This is a genomic window from Shinella sp. GW835-FHT14H05 (assembly GCF_058793575.1).
In genome coordinates, this window is sequence record NZ_JBXAFY010000001.1 from 24,653 (window position 1) to 44,289 (window position 19,637).

The 19,637-nt window shown below is 64.9% G+C and carries 18 protein-coding genes; 6 read left to right on the forward strand and 12 right to left on the reverse strand.

Annotated features, from left to right (window positions below):
* Nucleotides 1–10: 10 nt before the first annotated feature.
* The 4 genes from AC1Q6Z_RS00145 to AC1Q6Z_RS00160 all read right to left on the reverse strand — a co-directional run bounded on the left by AC1Q6Z_RS00145 (nucleotide 11) and on the right by AC1Q6Z_RS00160 (nucleotide 4,610).
* The gene (locus AC1Q6Z_RS00145; protein WP_492646322.1) at nucleotides 11–781 is read right to left on the reverse strand and encodes an SDR family NAD(P)-dependent oxidoreductase; all 771 of its coding nucleotides are present in this window, start codon (nucleotides 779–781) and stop codon (nucleotides 11–13) included.
* On the reverse strand, nucleotides 778–3,099 hold the full coding sequence (locus AC1Q6Z_RS00150; protein ID WP_492646323.1) for a bifunctional salicylyl-CoA 5-hydroxylase/oxidoreductase: 2,322 nt from the start codon (nucleotides 3,097–3,099) through the stop codon (nucleotides 778–780). Before AC1Q6Z_RS00150 ends, AC1Q6Z_RS00145 begins: the two co-directional genes overlap by 4 nt.
* A gap of 154 nt (nucleotides 3,100–3,253) precedes the next feature.
* Nucleotides 3,254–3,778, reverse strand: coding sequence for a MarR family winged helix-turn-helix transcriptional regulator (locus tag AC1Q6Z_RS00155; protein ID WP_492646324.1), 525 nt, complete (start codon nucleotides 3,776–3,778; stop codon nucleotides 3,254–3,256).
* A 67-nt stretch (nucleotides 3,779–3,845) separates the two neighbouring features.
* On the reverse strand, nucleotides 3,846–4,610 hold the full coding sequence (locus AC1Q6Z_RS00160; protein WP_492646325.1) for a GntR family transcriptional regulator: 765 nt from the start codon (nucleotides 4,608–4,610) through the stop codon (nucleotides 3,846–3,848).
* 160 nt (nucleotides 4,611–4,770) lie between these two features.
* Between AC1Q6Z_RS00160 and AC1Q6Z_RS00165 the strand changes: the two genes are divergently transcribed.
* From AC1Q6Z_RS00165 to AC1Q6Z_RS00185, 5 genes are all read left to right on the forward strand, one after another.
* Nucleotides 4,771–5,757 (forward strand): ABC transporter substrate-binding protein, encoded by a 987-nt coding sequence (locus tag AC1Q6Z_RS00165; protein WP_492646326.1) that lies wholly within the window; start codon nucleotides 4,771–4,773, stop codon nucleotides 5,755–5,757.
* A gap of 68 nt (nucleotides 5,758–5,825) precedes the next feature.
* The gene (locus AC1Q6Z_RS00170; RefSeq protein ID WP_492646327.1) at nucleotides 5,826–6,605 is read left to right on the forward strand and encodes an ABC transporter ATP-binding protein; all 780 of its coding nucleotides are present in this window, start codon (nucleotides 5,826–5,828) and stop codon (nucleotides 6,603–6,605) included.
* Between the two features lie 5 nt (nucleotides 6,606–6,610).
* Nucleotides 6,611–7,534 carry an ABC transporter permease gene (locus tag AC1Q6Z_RS00175; RefSeq protein WP_439617749.1) on the forward strand — a complete coding sequence of 308 codons (924 nt, stop codon included), beginning with the start codon at nucleotides 6,611–6,613 and terminating at the stop codon, nucleotides 7,532–7,534.
* Between the two features lie 15 nt (nucleotides 7,535–7,549).
* Nucleotides 7,550–8,797: a kynureninase gene (kynU, locus tag AC1Q6Z_RS00180; protein ID WP_492646328.1), complete on the forward strand. Its 1,248-nt coding sequence runs from the start codon at nucleotides 7,550–7,552 to the stop codon at nucleotides 8,795–8,797.
* Between the two features lie 15 nt (nucleotides 8,798–8,812).
* The gene (locus AC1Q6Z_RS00185) at nucleotides 8,813–9,781 is read left to right on the forward strand and encodes a threonine ammonia-lyase (RefSeq protein WP_492646329.1); all 969 of its coding nucleotides are present in this window, start codon (nucleotides 8,813–8,815) and stop codon (nucleotides 9,779–9,781) included.
* 3 nt (nucleotides 9,782–9,784) lie between these two features.
* Here the strand turns inward: AC1Q6Z_RS00185 and AC1Q6Z_RS00190 are convergent, their stop codons facing one another.
* The 7 genes from AC1Q6Z_RS00190 to AC1Q6Z_RS00220 all read right to left on the reverse strand — a co-directional run bounded on the left by AC1Q6Z_RS00190 (nucleotide 9,785) and on the right by AC1Q6Z_RS00220 (nucleotide 16,837).
* On the reverse strand, nucleotides 9,785–10,471 hold the full coding sequence (locus tag AC1Q6Z_RS00190; RefSeq protein ID WP_492646330.1) for an ABC transporter ATP-binding protein: 687 nt from the start codon (nucleotides 10,469–10,471) through the stop codon (nucleotides 9,785–9,787).
* Nucleotides 10,468–11,217 (reverse strand): ABC transporter ATP-binding protein, encoded by a 750-nt coding sequence (locus AC1Q6Z_RS00195; RefSeq protein ID WP_492646331.1) that lies wholly within the window; start codon nucleotides 11,215–11,217, stop codon nucleotides 10,468–10,470. The genes AC1Q6Z_RS00190 and AC1Q6Z_RS00195 overlap by 4 nt, the downstream gene beginning before the upstream one ends.
* The gene (locus AC1Q6Z_RS00200; RefSeq protein ID WP_492646332.1) at nucleotides 11,210–12,181 is read right to left on the reverse strand and encodes a branched-chain amino acid ABC transporter permease; all 972 of its coding nucleotides are present in this window, start codon (nucleotides 12,179–12,181) and stop codon (nucleotides 11,210–11,212) included. The genes AC1Q6Z_RS00195 and AC1Q6Z_RS00200 overlap by 8 nt, the downstream gene beginning before the upstream one ends.
* Nucleotides 12,182–12,188: 7 nt before the next feature.
* Complete coding sequence (locus AC1Q6Z_RS00205) at nucleotides 12,189–13,109, reverse strand: branched-chain amino acid ABC transporter permease (RefSeq protein ID WP_319320150.1); 921 nt, start codon at nucleotides 13,107–13,109, stop codon at nucleotides 12,189–12,191.
* 93 nt (nucleotides 13,110–13,202) lie between these two features.
* Complete coding sequence (locus AC1Q6Z_RS00210) at nucleotides 13,203–14,339, reverse strand: ABC transporter substrate-binding protein (RefSeq protein WP_492646333.1); 1,137 nt, start codon at nucleotides 14,337–14,339, stop codon at nucleotides 13,203–13,205.
* A gap of 40 nt (nucleotides 14,340–14,379) precedes the next feature.
* Entirely contained in the window at nucleotides 14,380–15,216 is an 837-nt protein-coding gene (kynA, locus tag AC1Q6Z_RS00215; protein ID WP_492646334.1) for a tryptophan 2,3-dioxygenase, read from the reverse strand.
* A gap of 1 nt (nucleotide 15,217) precedes the next feature.
* Nucleotides 15,218–16,837, reverse strand: coding sequence for a benzoate-CoA ligase family protein (locus AC1Q6Z_RS00220; protein WP_492646335.1), 1,620 nt, complete (start codon nucleotides 16,835–16,837; stop codon nucleotides 15,218–15,220).
* A gap of 306 nt (nucleotides 16,838–17,143) precedes the next feature.
* On the opposite strand from AC1Q6Z_RS00220, the gene AC1Q6Z_RS00225 reads away from it, so the two are divergent.
* A complete protein-coding gene (locus AC1Q6Z_RS00225; protein WP_492646336.1) occupies nucleotides 17,144–17,974 on the forward strand; it encodes a hormone-sensitive lipase in 831 nt (276 codons plus the stop codon).
* A 57-nt stretch (nucleotides 17,975–18,031) separates the two neighbouring features.
* On the opposite strand, the gene AC1Q6Z_RS00230 is transcribed toward AC1Q6Z_RS00225, so the two are convergent.
* Entirely contained in the window at nucleotides 18,032–19,627 is a 1,596-nt protein-coding gene (locus tag AC1Q6Z_RS00230; protein ID WP_256119626.1) for a bifunctional aspartate transaminase/aspartate 4-decarboxylase, read from the reverse strand.
* Nucleotides 19,628–19,637 lie beyond the last annotated feature (10 nt).

Here is a 19,637-nt window from a genome sequence, read left to right on the forward strand (position 1 = left end):
TCTGATATCCCTAGAGAACTTCGCCGCCGGCGACCGCAATGGCCTGGCCGGTGATTGCTGTCGCCTTTTCCGACACGAGCCAGGAGACGGTGTGGGCCACCTCTCCGGGTGTCACCAGCCGGCCCTGCGGATTGGCGCGGGCGAGGCTGGCACGGGCGTCCTCGCGCGTACGGCCGGTCTTCTGGCTGATCGTTTCGAGCGCGCCGTCGAGGAGCGGCGTGTCGGTGAAGCCCGGGCAGACGGCATTGACGGTGACGTCGGTGCGCGCAAGCTCAAGTGCCAGCGCCCGCGTCAGGCCGATGACACCATGTTTGGAGGCGCAATAGGCGGAAACATAGGCATAGCCGGTGAGACCTGCCGTGCTCGCGATATTGACGATCCTCCCGTTTCCGGCCCGGCGCACGGAAGCGAGTGCAGCATGCGTGACCAGATAGACGCCCGTCAGGTTGATGGTGAGGACCCGCTGCCAGAGGGCAAGGTCGGTCTTTTCGAACGGTGCCGAGGGTGCCTCGCCGGCGCAATTGACGAGGACGGCGATGTCCCCGACGTCGGCGATGGCGGCCGCAATGCCGCGTTCGACGGAGACAGCGTCGCTGACGTCGAACCCGTCATGCACGAAGGCTTCTCCGCCCGCCGCGAGGATCTCGTCCCGCACTGCCTCCAACGGGGCTGTGCGCCGCCCGGCGAGGCTTACGACATGACCGTCGGTCGCCAAGGCGAGCGCGATCGCCTTTCCGATGCCGCTTCCGGCGCCTGTGACGAGGGCGTGCCGCGTTCTCATGGCTTGCCCGCCGTCGTTGCCGCGCGGGCGAGGTTGTTGACGTATTGCGCCCGGGCGGAGTGGTACTGTTTTGGCCAGGGCTGGCCCTCGTAGCCGATCCGCGCCGCCTCGTGCAGGACGAAGGACGGGTCGGCCAGATGCGGGCGGGCGACGGCGCAGAGATCGGCCCGGCCGGCCGCGATGATCGAATTGGCGTGATCGGCCTCGGAAATCGCGCCGACTGCGATGGTCGGCACCTGGATTTCGTTGCGGATCTTGTCGGAGAAGGGCGTCTGGAACAGGCGGCCGTAGACCGGTCTTTCCTCCTTCACCACCTGTCCCGAGGAGCAGTCGATCAGGTCGGCGCCGGCCGCCTTGAACATTCCTGCGAAAACGGCCGCATCCTCCGGCGTGTTGCCGCCCTCGTGCCAGTCGTGCGTCGACAGGCGCACCGAGATCGGCTTGTCCTCGGGCCAGACCTTGCGGATGGCGTGGAACACTTCGAGCGGGAAGCGGGCGCGGGCCGCATGGTCGCCGCCGTAGTCGTCGGTGCGCGTGTTGGTCAGGGGCGACAGGAAGCTCGACAGCAGGTAGCCGTGTGCCGCGTGCAGTTCGATGATGTCGAAGCCGATGTCGCGGGCTCGTTCAGTGGCTCGCACGAAGTCCTGTATGACGCGGTCCATGTCCACGCGGGTCATTTCGCGTGGTGTTTGCGAATGCGCGAGATAGGGCAGGGCCGAAGCCGAGATCAGCGGCCAGCCTCCTTCGGCGAGCGGCTGGTCGATGCCCTCCCAGGCGAGCTTCGTGGCACCCTTGCGCCCGGCATGGCCGAGCTGGAGGCCGATCTTGGCAGGCGTCTGGTGGTGGACGAAATCGACGATGCGCTTGAAGGCCTGTGCCTGTTCGTCGTTCCACAGGCCAAGGCAGCCGGGCGTGATGCGCGCATCGGCCGAGACGCAGGTCATTTCCGGAAAGACGAGGGCGGCGCCACCCATGGCGCGGGAGCCGAGATGGACCAGGTGGAAATCGCCCGGCAGACCGTCCGTTGCCGAATACATGGCCATCGGCGAGACCACGATGCGGTTGCGAAGCGTCAGGCCGCGGATCTTGAAGGGCGTGAACATTGGCGGCGGGACCGCGCCGTTTGCCATGGGTTCGGCGCCTGCCCGTTCGGCGAACCAGCGCTCGAAGCCCTCCAGCCACTCCTTGTCGCGCAGGCGAAGGTTCTCGTGGCTGATGCGCTGCGAGCGGGTCAGCATCGAATACATGAACTGCTCGGGCTCCAGCGTGTCGGCATAGCGCGTGCCGACGACCTCGAACCATTCCATGGCGTTGCGTGCCGCATTCTGAATGCGTGCGACGTCGACGCGGCGCACGTCCTCATAGGCGGCGAGCACGGCGGGGATATTGGCCTTGTCATGGCCGAGGATGTCGAACTGCCGGGTCAGCTCGATTGCATCGTCGATGGCGAGCTTGGTTCCCGAACCGATGGCGAAATGGGCGGTGTGGGCGCTGTCGCCCATCAGCACGACATGGCTGTTGCCATTGAAATGGCTCCACTTGTCGCAGATCAGCCGTCCGAAATTCAGCCAGGCGGAGCCGCGCATGTGCCGCGCATTGGTCATCAGGCTGTGGCCGTCGAGGGTTTGCGCAAAGAGCTTTTCACAGAAGGCGATGGACTGATCCTGGTCCATCTGGTCGAGCCCGTGCGCCTTGAAGACCTCGTCCGTGGTCTCGACGATGAAGGTCGAGGTCGTGTCGTCGAAGCGGTAGATATGCGACTGGAACCAGCCGTGTTCGGTGCGCTGGAAATCGAAGGTGAAGGCGTCGAACAGCTTGTTCGTGCCGAGCCAGATATAGCGGTTCGGCCGCACGACCATGTCGGGTCGGAAGACTTCGGCATATTTGTTGCGGATGCGCGAATTGACGCCGTCCGAGGCGATGATGAGGTCGGCGTCGGCGAATTCCGTGTCGCTTTCCACGTCTCGCTCGAAGCGCAGCTCGACGCCGAGTTCGAGGCAGCGCTCCTGCAGGATGTTGAGCATCTTGCGGCGGCCGATGCCGACGAAGCCATGGCCCGAGGTGCGGATCTTGCGGCCCTTGAAAACCAGCTCGATATCGTCCCAATGGTTGAAGGAGACTTCGATCGCCTCGGCCGTTTCCGGATCCCATCGGCGCATCGACTGCATGGTGGCATCGGAAAAGACCACGCCCCAGCCGAACGTGTCGAAAGCCCGGTTGCGTTCGACGACGGTGACGTGATGGTCCGGATGCTGGCGTTTCATGAGCAGCGCGAAATAGAGCCCGGCTGGCCCACCGCCGATACAGACAATCCGCATGTCGTTCTCCTCCCGAGGTCCGGCTGCGTCGAAGGCAAGGTGGACCCGTTCGGAAGAAATTTCAAGCTTAAAATTGTTTTTGGCGCGAAGACGCAAAAATGGGCACGCTCCTAACAGGGCGCGCCGCAAGGAATGTCAGAAAAGGAAAGTTGCCTCAGGCGTCCTTGGCGAGGGAGGCGATGATGGAGCGCTTGAGCTTGGCCAGCTCGTCCATCAATACGCCGCTGTCCTTCGGGGCGAGGCCGGCGAAGAGGTCGGAGATCCAGTCGGCGTGATGGGCGGCCATCTTCTCGAATTCGGCGCGGCCGAAGGGGGTGAGCGCGATGATCTGCACGCGCCGGTCCGTCGCGAGCGTCGTGCGGCTGATGTGGCCGCTCTCGGTGAGCCGCTCCACCAGCACTGTGATATTGCCGGGCGAAACCATCATGCGCTTGGAGACTTCGCCGAGCACCATGCCGTCCGGCGCGCGTTCGAGCTGCGCCATCAGGTCGAAGCGCGGCAGCGTGGAGTCGAATTCTTCCCGAAGCCGCCGCCGGACCTCGCTCTCCACGAGTGTCGAGCAGGTCAGGAGGCGCAGCCAGAGCCGGAGCTCGGCGCGGTGATCGTGCGGCGCCTCAAGGACCTTGGTCTCGCCATCCAGCCATTCCGGCGAGATGTCGAACTTGTCTTCACCCGTCATTGCCAACACCCGCTTTCATGTCGCCTAGCCTTTTAGAGATGTTTCGGGCTCTTGGACAGGCCGCGCGTCATTTGGAAGACGCTTGCAGGGGCGCCGACAGCACGGTGCCGGTGCCGTCCTTGGATTGGTCGTAGACATGGACCGTAATGCCGATGTGGTCGGCCATCAACGCCTTGGCGCGCTCCATATTCCGGTCGAGCGCCGCCTCCATCAATTCGGTATGATGCCCGATGGACATGGCGTCGTGCAGCGCGGCGACCGCTTCCTGATAGCCCTCGCTCATGCCTTCGGCGGCGCGCAAGGTCGGCGCGAGGCCAAGGAAACGATGGTGGCGGCGAAGCTGGTCGGAAATCGTCGCCTGGAAACGGGACAGCCAGGTCGAACGGGCCGCACTGATCAGCGCCGCGTGGAAGGCCGTGTGCTTCTCGTCCCACTCGTCGATCTCGCTTTCGGAGGCGTTTTCGACCGCGATCTTGCAGCGCGACAGCCGGTAATGCGCCGTGACGACGGCGGATTCCCAATCGCTGGCGCCATTCTCCATCGATTCGAGCAGAAGCGGGACTTCGACGACCAGACGCGCGCGGGTGAGATCCTCCAGTGCCTCGCGCGAAACCGGGGCGACGGCAAAACCGCGATTGCTGATGGCGGTGACGAGCCCTTCGGCCTCAAGCCGTGACAGCGCTTCGCGCAGCGGCGTCCAGCCGAGTTCATAGCGGTCGCGCAGCGCGCTCAGCTTCATCGGCGCACCCGGCAGGAGCCGCGTCGTGAGGATGTCGCGCCGCAGCAGCCGGTAGGCCGATTCCGTTTTGGTCGATTGCTCAAGGTCTTGCATCAAGTTCCCTTAGCGTCTCCCTGTGATGCAGACAAATATATATAGTTCTGCGCGTTACGCAAAACTATATATATTTGTTTGACAAGAAAGCGCACCGTCGCCATGATCCCTGCCAAGCCGCTGAGGAACGGCGGCCGCTTATCGTATCTGGGAGGATTTCATGGGCAGGCTTACAAAGACGTGGTTTTCGGGATTGGTCGTCGCCGGTGCGCTCGCATTGGGCGCCACGACGGCATCCGCCGAGCCGATCCGCATCGGCATCGCCAATTTCGGCGAACATCCGCAGCTCTCCGCATCGATCGCCGGCTTCAAGAAGGCGATGGCGGAGAACGGTTTCGTCGAGGGCACCGACGTCGTCTACACCGAGAGCCACACGAATTTCGACGCGTCGCTGGTGCCGCAGATGATCGCCAAGCTCCAGGCCGAGCAGCCGAAGCTGATCTACACGATCACCACCCCCGTCTCGCAGATCGCCAAGAAGGCGTTGGCCGGCTCGGGCATTCCGGTCGTCTTTTCCGCCGTCACCGATCCGGTGGCCGCCAAGCTGGTTCCTTCCTGGGAGGCCGGCGACGAGGGCATGACCGGAGCGACGGACCTTCAGGACGTCGCCGCCGTGATGGAGTTCACTCTCAAGCTGCTGCCGAATGCCAAGCGCTTCGGCGTGCCGTACAACCCTGGCGAGGCGAACGATACGGCGCTGCTCGACAAGATCAAGGAAGCGGCACCCGCCGCCGGCTTCGAGGTCGTGGATGTCGGCGTGGATAACGTCAACGACATCCAGCAGCGCATCGCCTCCTTCGCGGGCAAGGCGGACGTGATCTACACGCCGGCCTCCAACCTGCTCCAGCCGGCGATCGCTGCCGTCTCGGCCGCCGCGCGCCAGGCGCAGATCCCGATCGTCAATTCCGACGACGGTGCCGTGCGCAACGGCGTCGTTCCGGCAAGCTTCGCGGTGAACTACGAGCAGGTCGGCCTTGCCGCCGGCAGGATCGCCGCGGAAATCCTCAAGGGCAAGGACCCGAAGTCCATCGCACCGTGGCGCCCGGCCTATGAGGACCACCAGCCGCTGATCTCGAAGAAGACGCTGGCCGCCTTCGGCCTGGACGTGCCGGCATCGCTCGCCGATTGCGGCTGCCTGATCGACTGATCGCACTTCGGTTCCAACAGGTGGCGGCGCTCGTCGCGCCGTCGCCCCATAATAAAAAGGGGGAGCCAATGCTGGAAATCAGGTCGGCCCGCAAGATGTTCTACAAGGGGCAGGCGGATGAGAAGATCGCGCTGAACGATCTCAGCCTGCGCCTCGAAACAGGAGACTTCGGCGTCGTCATCGGCTCGAACGGCGCCGGCAAGAGCAGCATGCTCAACGCCATTTCCGGGGCGCTGGTCCTCGATAGCGGCAAGGTCCTCATCAACGGCGACGACGTGACGGCCATGCCCGTGCACAAGCGCGCCATGCGCCTTGCCCGCGTCTTCCAGGACCCGATGAAGGGCACCGCCGCCTCGATGACCGTGGCGGAGAACATGCTGCTGGCGGAACTGAGGGCCGCCAGGCGGACGCTGCGCCGCGGCCTGAACCCGACGCGGCTCGCCACCTACAAGGAGCGCCTTTCACTGCTCGGTCTCGGCCTCGAAAACCGCCTCGATACGCGGGTGGAGTTGCTTTCCGGCGGGCAGCGGCAATCGCTGTCGCTGATCATGGCAGTCGGCGGTTCGCCGGAACTGCTGCTGCTCGACGAACACACGGCGGCTCTCGATCCGCGCACCGCCGACATCGTCATGCAGGCGACGATCCGCGCCGTCGAGGCCCTGAAGCTGACGACCCTGATGGTGACGCACAACATGCAGCACGCCGTGGACTTCGGAAACCGGGTCATCATGCTCGATGCCGGCCGCGTGCGCCTCGAAATCGCCGGCAGGGAAAAGGCGGCCATCACGGTGCCGGACCTGATCGGCCATTTCTCCGTCAAAACCGACCGCATGTTTCTGGCGAGCTGACGACCATGGATCTGCTTCAAAACACCGTCTCGAGCTTCATCGCGCTCGTTCCCGTCACGCTCGCGCAGAGCCTGATCCTCGCCTTCGTCGTGCTGGGGATCATGATCCCCTTCCGCATGCTGAGCTTTCCGGACCTGACCAGCGAGGGCGCGTTCCCGCTCGGCGGCTGCGTCTGCGGCGTGCTGATGGCCGCCGGCATGTCGCCGCTCGCGGCAATCCTGATCGCGCTCCTCGCCGGCTTCGTCGCCGGCTGCTGCACGGCCTTCATCCACCTGCGCTTCCGCATCCATACCCTGCTCGCCGGCATCCTGATGATGACGATGCTCTATTCGATCAACCTGCGCATCATGGGCCGCTCGAACCTTTCGGTCTTCGGCTCGACGACCGTTTTCGACTGGGTGCCGTTCCTGCAACCGGGCTTTCCGGCGAGCAAGATCGTCATGGCCGGAGCCTTCGGTCTGCTCGTCTTCGCGCTGCTGCTGCATTATTTTCGCACCGAAAAAGGCACGGCTGTGCGCGCCGTCGGGGCCAATCCCGACATGGCGGAGGCGCAGGGCATCAACGTCTGGCTTGCGACGATCGGCGGCGTGGGGCTTGCCGGGGCATTTTCGGCGGCCGGCGGCGCGCTGATGGTGCAGTCGCAGGGTTTTGCCGACGTCAATATGGGCCTCGGCATCCTGATCAACGGGCTTGCGGCCCTGATGATCGGCGAGGCGATCGTCGGCAAGAGCAGCGTGCCGCGCCAGCTCGCCGCCCCCTTCGTCGGCGCCATCGTCTACTACCAGCTCGTCTCCTTCTGCCTTGCCGCCGGCATGCCGCCGCCGGACCTGAAGCTGGCGACGGGCCTGTTCGTGCTCGCCATGCTCGCCCTGCCGAGCCTCAAGCGCAGCCGCGGGCCGGCCGCGGCCCGCGAAACCATTCGAGAATAATCCAAGGACGACCCTATGACTGCACTTCCCGATCTCGCTGCAATCGAGGCCATGGATGCGGCCGATGGCCTGCGGCCCCTGCGCGAGCGCTTCATCCTGCCGCAGGGCCTGATCTATCTCGACGGCAATTCGCTGGGCGTCGCCTCGCATGCCGCCTTCGCAGAGCTTCAGAAGGCGGCCACGCAGGAATGGGGACAGGACCTCATCCGTAGCTGGAACACGGCCGGCTGGTTCGACATGCCGCTTGCGCTCGGCGACCGCGTCGGGCGGCTGATAGGGGCCGCCGCCGGCCAGACGGTCGTCTGCGACACGACGTCGATCAACATCTACAAGGCTCTTCACGCGGCGATGGCGCTGAGGCCCGACCGGTCGGTCATCGTCAGCGAGGGCGGCAGCTTCCCGACGGATATCTACATGGCCGAGGGCGTAATCTCGACACGTCCGGGCGCCTCGCTGCGCCTCGAAGGTGTCGATGCGCCTGACATCGAGGACCTGATCGACGGCCATGTCGCGGTCGTTCTGGTCAACCACGTCAACTACAAGTCGGGCGAATTGCGCGACATGGCGGCGCTCACGAGGAAAGCCCACGAAAACGGCGCACTCGTCATCTGGGACCTCTGCCACACGGCGGGCGCCTTGCCGGTCGATCTCGACGGCGCGAATGTCGATTTCGCCGTCGGCTGCACCTACAAGTACCTGAACGGCGGCCCCGGCGCGCCGGCCTTCATCTATGCGGCCACACGCCACCACGGCGCCATCAGCCAGCCGCTCAGCGGCTGGTGGGGTCATGCACGGCCCTTCGCCTTCGAAAAGCACTATGCGGCCGGCGAAGGCATCCGCCGGTTCCTGTGCGGCACACAGCCGATCCTGTCGCTGCGCGCGCTGAAGGGCGCGCTCGACATCTGGGACGAGGTCGACATGGCGGCGCTGCGCGAAAAGAGCCTCGGCCTCACCGATCTCTTCATCGCGCTCGTCGAGGCGAAGTGCGGGGCTTACGGCCTGGAGCTGGAAAGCCCGCGCGAACGGGTTAAACGCGGCAGCCAGGTCTCGTTCCGCCATCCGAACGCCTATGCGGTCATGCAGGCGCTGATCGACCGCGGCGTCATCGGCGATTTCCGTGCCCCCTCGACCATGCGCTTCGGCTTCACGCCGCTTTACGTCAGCTACGCGGAGGTGTGGCATTCGGTGGGAATCCTGGAGGACATCCTGCGCACAGGATCATGGCAGGACGCACGCTTCGCCGTGCGCGCCGCCGTCACCTGATCCGGGATTTTCTCCATGACCGCACCACGCCGCCCGACGCTCGATGAGATCGCCGAGGCGCGTGCGCGCATCGCACCGCATCTTGCGCGCACGCCGCTGGTGAAACTCGACCTCGGGCTGCCGGACCGGCAGATCTTCCTGAAGCTTGAGACGCTGTCACCGATCGGCGCCTTCAAGCTTCGCCCGGCGCTGAATGCGGTGCTGTCCCGCGATTCCGCGACGCTCAGGGAAGGCGTCGCGGTCACCAGCTCCGGCAACATGGCCTACGGCATGGCCTTCGCCGCGCGCCTCGCCGGCGTGCCGATGGTGGCCTATATGTATCGCGGCGCGCCGCAGACCAAGATCGACGGCGTGCGAAACCTTGGCGGCGCGGTGCGCTTCATCAGCGCCGAGACTTGGTGGCACTACATCATCGGCGCGGACCGGCCGGATGCGCCGGAACTGCTGATCAACCCGGTGACCGATCAGGCGGTGCTCAACGGCAACGGCTCCATCGGCATGGAAATCGTCGAGGATCTGCCCGGCGTCGACGTGGTGCTGACACCCTATGGCGGCGGCAGCATGACCACCGGGGTCGCCAGCGCGGTCAAGGCCGTTTGCCCGCGGGCGCGCGTCTTCGCGGTCGAGGACGACAGCGCGGCGCCGGTCACCGCGGCCCTTGCAGCCGGAAAAATCGTGACGGTCGAAACCCGGCCGTCCTTCATCAAGAGCATCGGCGGCCCCTCGCTGGTGCCGCAGCTCTGGCCCGTCGCGCGCGACCTGATCGACGGCGCCATCGCCGTCAGCCCCGCCGAGGTGACGGAGGCGATGCGGCTGTTGTTCAGCAAGGCGAAGGTCGTCGCCGAGGGTGCGGGTGCCGCCTCGATCGCCGCCGCAATCGCGCGACCCGACCTGACGGGCAAGATCGTCTGCGTTATCTCCGGCGGCAATATCGACGCGGCGGCCTATTCCGTGGTGCTCGGGGGCGGTATTCCCGCCGCTTGAGAATCAGACGCCCAGATAGCGGTCCTGAAGCTCCGGTGTCAGGCCCGTCGGCGCGCCTTCGAAAACCGTCGTGCCTTTCTCCAGCACGAAGCATCGGTCGGCCACGGGCAGCAGTTCCGACAGCGTCTTGTCGACGACGAGGATCGACTGGCCGGCGGCCTTCAGCTTGCGGATCGCCGACCAGATGTCCTGGCGGATGACCGGGGCCAGACCTTCGGTCGCCTCGTCGAGGATGAGAAGGCGCGGATTGGTCATCAGGGCGCGGCCGATGGCGAGCATCTGCTGTTCGCCGCCGGAGAGAGTCCTGGCATATTGGTCGCGCCGCTCGCCGAGCCGGGGGAAGAGATCGACGACCTTGTCGAAGGTCCACTCGCTGCCACGCGCCGTGGCGACCAGGTTCTCCATGACCGTCAGGTTGGGAAAGCAGCGCCGTCCCTCCGGCACGAGGCCGAGGCCGAGCCTGGCGATGCGGTAGGGTCGCATGCCGAAGATCGCCTTGCCGGAAAAGCGGATCGCGCCGGAGCGCGGGCGCACGAGACCGATGATCGAGTTGATCGTCGTCGTCTTGCCCATGCCGTTGCGCCCCATCAGCGCGACCACTTCGCCTTCGCGAATATCGAGATCGACGCCGAAGAGCGCCTGCGAGGCGCCGTAGAAGGTTTCGAGGCCTTTCAGGTCGAGGAGGGTCACGCGGCTTCTCCCAGATAGGCGCGGCGCACGTCCGGGTCGCTGCGGATTTCATCGACCGTGCCCGTCGCGATGATGCGGCCGTAGACGAGCACCGATATGCGGTCCGCCAGCGCAAAGACCGCGTCCATGTCGTGCTCCACCAGCAGCATCGGCGCTTCGTGGCGCAAGCCGTCGAGGAACGACGTCAACTGCTTGGAGCCTTCCGGCCCCATGCCGGCCATGGGCTCGTCGAAGAGAAAGGCTTTTGGCGCAAGCGCGAGCGCGATGGCGATTTCGAGCTGCCGGCGCTCGCCATGGGAGAGTTCCGCCGCCGGCACATGGGCGCGGGCGGCAAGGCCGACGCGCTCCAGCATGGCCATGGCGGGATCGATCAGGCTGCGGTCGCTCGCCACCTGTCGGAAGAACCGGAAGCTGCTGCCCTGCCGGGACTGCGCCGCCAGCATGACGTTGCGCAGGGCGGAAAATTCCTGGGCGAGCGAGGAGATCTGGAAGCTGCGAGCGAGGCCGAGCCGCGCGCGTGCCGCCATGTCGAGCCCGCCGATGTTCTGCCCCAAGAAACGGATCGTGCCGCTGTCGGCCGCAAGCGAACCGGCGATCTGGTGGATGAGCGTGCTTTTGCCCGCACCATTCGGGCCGATCAGGGCGTGGATCTGGCCGGGATAGAGGTCGAGGCTGACCCCGTCCGTGGCCTTCAGCGCATTGAAGGATTTGCGCAAATCGCGGATTTCGAGAATGGGCTCAGGCATGACGCGGCTTTCCGGACAGGAGGCCAAGCAGCCCGCCGCGCGCAAAAAGCACGATGCCGAGCAGGATGAGGCCAAGGAAGAACTGCCAGCGCTCGGTGATGCCGCCGAGCACATATTCGAGGCAGACGAAGATCATCGCGCCGGCGACGGGGCCGAACAGCCGCCCCTTGCCGCCGAGGATGATCAGCACGATCAGCTCGCCCGACATGTGCCAGGAAAACATCGATGGGCCGACGAACCGGTTGAGATCGGCATAGAGCGCGCCCGCGAAGCCGGTGATCATCGCGGAGAGCACGAAGGCGACAAGCCGGATGTTGAAGGGCGCAATGCCGACCGCAGCAAGCCGCGTGCCGTTCTGCCGTGCCGCCTGCAGGGCGCTGCCGAAGCGCGAGCTCTCGACGAGGCGGAACAGCAGCAGCGTCACCATCAGGACGGCGAAGCAGACCAGGAAATAGGGCAGGGGCTGCGTGGTGTTGATGCCGGGGAAGGCGTTGCGCACATAGATCGACAGGCCGTCCTCGCCACCATAGGCCGGCCAGGAGATGGCGAAATAATAGATCATCTGCGCGAAGGCGAGCGTGATCATGATGAAGTAGATGCCGGTGGTGCGCAGGCTGATGATGCCGATCGGCAGCGCGACGAGCCCGGCGATCACCACGGCCGTCAGCCAGATGATGGGCATCGACGTCGTGCCGGGAATGCCGCCCACCAGCGGCTCGGCATTGAAGGCGTGCGTCGCCAGGATGCCGGCGACATAACCGCCGAGACCGAAGAACGCGGCATGGCCGAAGGAAATCAGCCCGCCGAGCCCGAGCGCCAGGTTGAGGCCGGTGGCGGCAAGCGCCAGGACGACGACGCGGGTCGCGAGCGTGACGTAGAAGGGTTCTCCGAGCCCCGCCCCCGCGAGCGGCATGGCGAGCAGGAGGAGGGCGAGCAGCAGGTTGATCGTGGTTTCGCGGGTCATCTTGTCCTCACGACTGCGCCGCGAACAGGCCGCTCGGCCTGAAGGCGAGGATGAGGGCCATGACGACATAGATCAGCATCGAGGCCAGTGCCGCGCCGATCGTGGTGGCCTGCGATGCGGGCATCGTCAGCGCGAGAAGCGAGGGAAGCAGGAAGCGGCCCATCGTGTCGACGACGCCCACGATCACAGCGCCGACAAGCGCGCCCTTGATCGAGCCGATGCCGCCGATGACGATGACCACGAAGGCGAGAATGAGCACGGGCTCGCCCATGCCGACCTGGACCGACTGGAGGGCGCCGACCAGCGCGCCGGCAAAACCCGCCAGCGCTGCGCCGAGCGCGAAGACCACCGTATAAAGCGTGCTGATATCGACGCCGAGTGCTGCGATCATCTCGCGATCGGATTCGCCGGCGCGAATGCGCATGCCGAGCCGGGTCTTGGAGATGAGGAGATAGAGCCCGGCCGCAACGGCGATGCCGACGGCGATGATCGCCAGGCGGTAGAGCTGGTACTGGCCGCCGCCCGGCAGGGGCACTGCGCCCTGAAGCTGTGGGGGAATGTCGAGATAGAGCGGAAACGAGCCGAAGACCCATCGCGCACCTTCCGACAGGATCAGGATCAGTGCGAAGGTGGCGAGCACTTGGTCGAGATGGTCGCGGTCGTAGAGCCGGCGGATGACGGCGACCTCGATGAGCGCGCCGACGCCGGCCGCGGCGGCAAGGCTGGCGATCAGGCCGAGCCAGAACGAGCCGGTGGCCGCGGCAACCGTCGCGCAGGCGAAGGCGCCGATCATGTAAAGCGAGCCGTGCGCCAAGTTGATGAGGCCCATGACGCCGAAGATCAGCGTCAGGCCGGCGGCCATCAGAAACAGCATGACGCCGAGCTGCAGCCCGTTGAGCAGTTGTTCGATCAGGAGTGCGGTGAACACGGCGTCGGTCCAAGCTTCAGGTCGGGATCGCGTGGGCATCGTCCGGGCGCCGGCAGAAAAGCCGGACGCCGGACGATGGGACGTGCAAGGGTGTTACAGGCCGCACTGTTCGGCGTAGGCATCCTTGTGGTTTTCGAAGGCGGTCGCGACGATCTTGTTGGTCAGCACGTCGCCATCCTTCACAACCTCGCGCACATAGATGTTCTGGATTGGGTGCTGGTTGGTGTTGAAGGAAAACGTGCCGCGCACGGACTTGAAGTCCGCGGCCTTCAGCGCCGCCTTGAATGCGTCCTTGTCCTTGGCGCTCGCCTTGGAAAGCGCCGAGAGGATCAGGTTTGCCGTATCCCAGCTCTGCGCGGCGTAGATCGACGGCAGGCGGTCATATTCGGCCTTGAAGCTTTCGACGAAGGCCTTGCTCGCCTCGTTGTCGAGGTCCGGCGACCAGCTGGCGGAATTCTTGACGCCGAGCGCCGCGTCGCCGATAGCCGGCAGCACGTCCTGGTCGAAGGAGAAGCTCGGCCCCATGACCGGAATGCCGACGCCGGACTGGGCATATTGTTTCATGAAGGCGATGCCCATGCCGCCGGGCAGGAAGAAATAGACGGAATCGGCGGCCGAAGCGCGGATCTGCGCGATCTCCGCCGCATAGTCCGTCTGGCCGACTTGGGTATAGACCTCGCCGGCGAGGCCGCCCTTGTAGAAACGCTTGAAGCCGGTCAGTGCGTCCTTGCCGGCGGGGTAGTTCGGCGCGAGGATGAACGAGTTCTTGTAGTCCTGGTTGGCGTATTGGCCCATCGCCTCGTGGAAGTTGTCGTTCTGATAGGCGACGTTGAAGTAGTTCGCATTGCAGTTCGCGCCGGCCAGCGCCGAGGGGCCGGCATTGGGCGAGAGATAGATGACATCTTGCGCTACCGCGTTCGGCACCACGGCCATGGCAAGGTTCGACCAGATGATCCCCGTCATGAGATCGACCTTATCGCCCTGGATCATCTTTTCGGCGATCTGCACCGCAAGTTCCGGCTTCTGGGCATCGTCCTCAATAACCAGTTCGACGTCCTTGTTGCCCGACTGCTTGATCGCGAGCGTGAAGGCGTCGCGCATATCGATGCCGAGGCCGGCACCGCCGCCCGAAAGCGTGGTAATGACGCCGATCTTCACCGGCTCGGCATGGGCAAGGCCGGACGTCGCGAGCGAGAGGCCGAAGAGGCTTGCTGCCAGAATGCGGTTCATGCTGTTCTCCTCATTATGGTTCGGTTTTTATCGTGTTCTATCAAAGATCCGTACGCACATGCCATAGTTCGGGGAAGAGCTCCACCTCGAGCATCTTCTTGAGATAGGAGGCGCCGGACGTTCCGCCCGTGCCGCGCTTGAAGCCGATGATGCGTTCGACGGTGGTCACGTGGTTGAAGCGCCAGCGCCGGAAATAATCCTCGAAATCGACCAGCTTTTCCGCAAGCTCGTAGAGCATCCAGTAGCGCTCCGGATTGCGGTAGACGGTTTGCCACGCCGCAAAGACCTTGCCGTTCTCGCTGCGCGTCTCGCGCCAGTCGTCGCGCGCGGCCTCGTCGCCGACATCGAAGCCGTTGCGTGCCAGAAGTCGGATCGCTTCGTCATAGAGCGACGGGGCGGAGAGGATCGCCTCCAGCTTCTCCAGGATGTCGGGGCGATGGGCGTGCGGGCGCAGCATGGCAAGGTTGCGGTTGCCGGCGGAAAACTCGATTGCCCGATATTGCCAGGACTGGAAGCCGGACGATTGCCCGAGCGAATCCCGGAATTCGGTATATTCGCTGGGCGTCATCGTGCGCAGCACGTCCCAGGCGTTGTTCAACTGCTCGAAAATGCGCGCGACCCGCGACAGCATCTTGAAGGCCGGCTCCAGCCGGTCCTCGCGGATGGAGCGGATCGCCGAGTTGATCTCGTGCAAGGCGAGCTTCATCCAGAGCTCGGAGGTCTGGTGCTGGATGATGAACAGCATCTCGTCATGCGCCTGCGAAAGCGGCGCCTGCGCGGTGAGAACCTTCTCCAGCTTGAGATAGTCGCTGTAGGACATGCGTCCCTCGAACGACATTTGTGCGCCTTCCTTCGAAGGGTCGTATGGGTCGCTCATGTCAGTGCTCCGCCCGCAAACGGAACCGTTGGATCTTGCCCGTCGCGGTCTTCGGCAGGGCCTCGACGAACTTCACCGAGCGGGGATATTTGAAGGGCGCGATCGTCGCTTTGACGTGATCCTGCAGGCGCTTGATCGTCGCCTCGTCCGCGAGCACGCCGGCGGTCAGCACGACATAGGCTTCCACGATCTGGCCGCGCTCGGTGTCCGGCGCGCCCACCACCGCGCATTCCGCCACTTCCGGGTGCGCGATCAGCGCCGCCTCGACCTCGGGGCCGGCGATGTTGTAGCCGGCGGTCACGATCATGTCGTCGGAGCGGGCCGCGAAATGGAAGAAGCCGTCCTCGTCCTGGAAGAAGGCGTCGCCGGTGATGTTCCAGCCGTCGCGGACATAGTCGCGCTGGCGGGCATCGGCCATGTAGCGGCACCCGGTCGGCCCGCGCACGGCGAGCCTGCCGACGGTGCCGCGCGGCACTTCGCGCATCTCGTCGTCGACGATCCTCGCCTCATAGCCGCCGACCGGTTTGCCGGTGGAGGCGGCCTTGCGGTCCTCGAAGCGGTTGGAAATGAAGATGTGCAGCATCTCGGTGGCGCCGATGCCGTCGAGGATCGGCTTGCCGGTCTTCTCGGTCCATTCCTCGAAGATCGGGCCGGGCAGCGTCTCGCCCGCCGAGATCGCGACGCGCAGCGACGACAGGTCCGCGCCGGCATCCATCGCCTTCAGCATGGCCCGGTAGGCCGTGGGCGCGGTGAACGAGATCGTCGCCTTGTAGGTCTCGATGATCTCCACCATCAGCGCCGGCGTCGCCTGTTCGAGCAGCGTCGCCGCCGCCCCGAAGCGCAGCGGGAAAATCGCAAGGCCACCCAGGCCGAAGGTGAAGGCGAGCGGCGGCGAACCGACGAAGACGTCCTCCGGCGTCACGCCGAGGACTTCCTGCGCGTAGCCGTCGGCGATCGCCATCAGGTCGCGGTGGAAGTGCATGGTCGCCTTCGGCACGCCGGTCGTGCCGGAGGTGAAGCCGAGAAGCGCCACGTCGTCGCGGCCGGTCGGCACGGCGTCGAAGCGCACCGGCTTGTCGAGGGCGATCCGGTCGAGTTCGGCATCGTGGTTCGCGGTCCCGTCGAAGCCGACGACCTGCTTCAGATGGCGGCTGTCCTTGGCGCAGGCGATCATCTCGTCCATCAGGCGCGTGTCGCAGAGCGCCAGGCTGATCTCGGCCTTGTCGACGATCTTGGTGAGTTCGCCGGCGCGCAGCATCGGCATAGTGTTGACGACGACGGCGCCGGCCTTGGTGGCGGCAAGCCAACAGGCGACCATGGCCGGGTTGTTGGCCGAGCGGATGAGCACCCGGTTGCCCGGCTTCACGCCGTAGTTCTCGACCAGCGCATGGGCCAGCCGGTTGGTCCAGTCGGAGAGTTCCTTGTAGGTCCGGCGGCGCCCGTTGCCGATCAGCGCGGTGCGGTCGCCGACACCCTTTGCGACCATCGCATCCGTCAGTTCGACGGCGGCGTTAAGGCGGTCGGGATAATCGAAACCGTCGAGCAGGAAATCCGGCCATTCCTGCGGCGGCGGCAGGTTGTCGCGTGTGAACGTGTCGACATGTGCAGTCGGTCCAAGCATGTGGCGGCCATCCCCCTGTTCGTGTCGTGCCTGTTGTTCAGGCTGCATCGGCTAGATTTTTTGCGGTCGCGAGGGTCCTGGCGGCAAGGCGCAGCTTCGCCGAGCCGAGGGGCCATGTCGTCGCGCTGGAAATGTCATCGATTGTGATGGGCACAGCGAAGACCTCCACTTCTGCGCTGAACATGGTGCAGCATCGCATCTGTCAAAAATTATTTCAAGCCTAAAGTTTTTTCGTTGATGGCATTGCCTTTGGCCGCCGTCCGGGTGATTTCTATTCCCGTCGGCCATCAAGGGAGGGGTGCAACGATGCTGGAATACCGCATTTCGGACTGGGACAACGCCTATGCCAACGGGGTGAACATCCCGCGCGGCGATCGATGGCCGGAGGCCTGGGTCACGCCCGCCGAGACATTCCGAAGCGCGCTGCAGTCGGCCGGCCGCGCAAAACTCGATCTTGTCTATGGCGAACGGCCCCGAAACCGCATGGACCTCTTTCTCCCGGAAGGTGTCGCCAAGGGCCTGGTTGTCTTCGTACACGGTGGATTCTGGCTGCAGCTCGACAAGAGCTTCTGGTCGCATCTGGCCGCAGGCGCCGTCGCCAGCGGTTATGCGGTCGCCATGCCCTCCTACACGCTGTGCCCGGAGGTTCGCATCGCGGAAATCGTCAGGGAGGTCGCGGCGGCCATCACCGAAGCAGCAGGACTGGTCGAGGGACCGCTGATCCTGACCGGGCATTCGGCCGGCGGCCATCTCGCCAGCCGGATGATCACCACGACGGCGCCGCTGGCGCCACAGGTTCAGCAACGCATCCGCAACGTCGTCTCGATTTCAGGCCTGCACGACCTGCGCCCCCTCCTGTCGACCGCCATGAACGAAAGGCTCGCCATCGACGAAGCGGAGGCGCTTGCGGAAAGCCCGGCGCTGCTGCGGCCCATGCGAGACGCCCGCATCACCTGCTGGGTGGGCGGAAGCGAGCGACCGGAATTCCTGCGCCAGAACGCCCTCCTCGCCAACATCTGGACGGGGCTGGGCGCGACCACCGCCGTGATCGTCGAGCCGGACAGGCATCACTTCACCATCAACGACGGCCTCGCCGAAGCGGGACATGCTCTTACGCGAACCCTCCTGTCGGAGTGAGCACCGAGACGATAGGTCAGACGTGTCGCTGCCACTCGGCTGGTGGCTCCGACGGTCTCAGCGTTTCGACTTCTTCTTCGTGAACTGCCGGTGATACTCGTCCGCCATGTTCCGCAGTGCACGGCCGATCCTCGCATATTCGTACTCGTTGAGGTTGGCGAGGGAAGCTCTGCCGGAGGGGTGCTGCGTGCCGAAGCCGCGGCCGGGGAGGAGGACGATGCCGGTTTCGTCGGCGATGCGGAAGAGAAGTTCGTTGGCGGTGAAGGTCTTCTTCACCCACGCCGCGAACTCCGAGCCGTAGAGTTTTTGTGCGATGTCTTCGAGGTCGAGCAGCGTGTAATAATCCACTTGGTTCGGGTTCTCGGTGAGTTCGATGCCGAGTTCGCGGTAGAGGGCCGCTTCGCGCCGGCGAATGACCTTCTTCAGCGACGCCTTGTACATGTCGTGCTCGTCCATCAGGGCAAAGAGCGAGAACAGCACCATCTGCACCTGCTGCGGCGTCGAGAGCCCGGCCGTGTGGTTGAGGGCGACCGTGCGGCTGTCGGCGACGAGCCGGTCGATGAATTTCAGCGCGCTTACGTCGGTCACGATCGAGTTGTAGCGTTTTTCCAGCGCCTCCCGCGTCTTCTTCGGCAGGTCTGCGATCTTCCGGTCGAGCACGTTTTCCCGGTTCGTGGCGATGGCCCCGAGCCGCCAGCCCGTGGCGCCGAAATATTTCGAGAATGAGTAGACGAGGATCGTGTTGTTCGGGCAGACCGCGAAAAGCGACTGGAAGTCGTCGGCGAAGGTTCCGTAGACGTCGTCGGTCAGGATGATGAGGTCCGGCCGGTCGTTGGCGACGATGTCGGCGATTTTCTTCAGGCTGCGCTCGTCGAGCTTGACGGAGGGTGGGTTGCTCGGATTGATGCAGAAGAACACCTTGATGGCGGGGTCCTTCAGCTTTTCCAGTTCCGAATCGGGATATTGCCATCCGGCGGCCGGGTCCGCATTGATCGCGACTTCCTTCAGGCCGTATTCCTCGAGCTGTGGGATCTCGATATAGGGCGTGAAGACGGGCAGGCCGATCGCCACCTTGTCGCCGCGCTCGACGAGCCCGTTCTGCTTCATGGTGTTGAAGATGTAGGTCATGGCGGCCGTGCCGCCTTCCACCGCGAAGACGTCGACATCGCCGGCCGGCGTGAAGCCGCCGATCATCTCCTTGACGAGATATTGCCGGACGATCTCTTCGCTCACCCGCAGCATGCGGGGCGGGACGGGATAGTTGCAGCCGAGGATGCCCTCGACCATCTCATGCAGGAACTGCGAGGCGGAAAGGCCGAGCTGGTCGCGGACATAGGACAGGCTGCGGCTCAGGAAGACGACGCCCTCCTGGTCGCGATGCTCGCTGATGAAGCGCTCGAACCGACCTTCGATGCCTTCGATGTTGGGAAGGCCGCCAATGCCCTGCTGCATGTAGGAATAGGAAAGCTCGGCCTCGGCCGTGGCGAACAGGCCGAGCCGGAAGAAGGCCCGGCGGGGGAGGGTGGCCAGGAAGTTTGGGTTGCCGCGCCCGGCATTTAGCATCGTCTGGTTCTTCTTGCTCGTGGCCAGCTTGATGAGCTCGTCCTTGAGCTCGAACGGGCTCAGCTTGGCGTATTGGCTGTAGTCGGTCATGGGGCTTTCT

Excerpts from the sequence above, each read along its gene's own strand:
- AC1Q6Z_RS00145 (WP_492646322.1), bottom strand. The coding sequence starts at position 781 with ATGAGAACGCGGCACGCCCTCGTCACAGGCGCCGGAAGCGGCATCGGA.
- AC1Q6Z_RS00200 (WP_492646332.1), bottom strand. The coding sequence starts at position 12,181 with ATGACCCGCGAAACCACGATCAACCTGCTGCTCGCCCTCCTCCTGCTC.
- AC1Q6Z_RS00230 (WP_256119626.1), bottom strand. The coding sequence starts at position 19,627 with ATGACCGACTACAGCCAATACGCCAAGCTGAGCCCGTTCGAGCTCAAG.
- AC1Q6Z_RS00160 (WP_492646325.1), bottom strand. The coding sequence starts at position 4,610 with ATGCAAGACCTTGAGCAATCGACCAAAACGGAATCGGCCTACCGGCTG.
- AC1Q6Z_RS00210 (WP_492646333.1), bottom strand. The coding sequence starts at position 14,339 with ATGAACCGCATTCTGGCAGCAAGCCTCTTCGGCCTCTCGCTCGCGACG.
- AC1Q6Z_RS00150 (WP_492646323.1), bottom strand. The coding sequence starts at position 3,099 with ATGCGGATTGTCTGTATCGGCGGTGGGCCAGCCGGGCTCTATTTCGCG.
- AC1Q6Z_RS00155 (WP_492646324.1), bottom strand. The coding sequence starts at position 3,778 with ATGACGGGTGAAGACAAGTTCGACATCTCGCCGGAATGGCTGGATGGC.
- AC1Q6Z_RS00170 (WP_492646327.1), top strand. The coding sequence starts at position 5,826 with ATGCTGGAAATCAGGTCGGCCCGCAAGATGTTCTACAAGGGGCAGGCG.
- AC1Q6Z_RS00185 (WP_492646329.1), top strand. The coding sequence starts at position 8,813 with ATGACCGCACCACGCCGCCCGACGCTCGATGAGATCGCCGAGGCGCGT.
- AC1Q6Z_RS00220 (WP_492646335.1), bottom strand. The coding sequence starts at position 16,837 with ATGCTTGGACCGACTGCACATGTCGACACGTTCACACGCGACAACCTG.
- AC1Q6Z_RS00195 (WP_492646331.1), bottom strand. The coding sequence starts at position 11,217 with ATGCCTGAGCCCATTCTCGAAATCCGCGATTTGCGCAAATCCTTCAAT.
- AC1Q6Z_RS00225 (WP_492646336.1), top strand. The coding sequence starts at position 17,144 with ATGCTGGAATACCGCATTTCGGACTGGGACAACGCCTATGCCAACGGG.
- kynA (WP_492646334.1), bottom strand. The coding sequence starts at position 15,216 with ATGAGCGACCCATACGACCCTTCGAAGGAAGGCGCACAAATGTCGTTC.
- AC1Q6Z_RS00165 (WP_492646326.1), top strand. The coding sequence starts at position 4,771 with ATGGGCAGGCTTACAAAGACGTGGTTTTCGGGATTGGTCGTCGCCGGT.
- kynU (WP_492646328.1), top strand. The coding sequence starts at position 7,550 with ATGACTGCACTTCCCGATCTCGCTGCAATCGAGGCCATGGATGCGGCC.
- AC1Q6Z_RS00175 (WP_439617749.1), top strand. The coding sequence starts at position 6,611 with ATGGATCTGCTTCAAAACACCGTCTCGAGCTTCATCGCGCTCGTTCCC.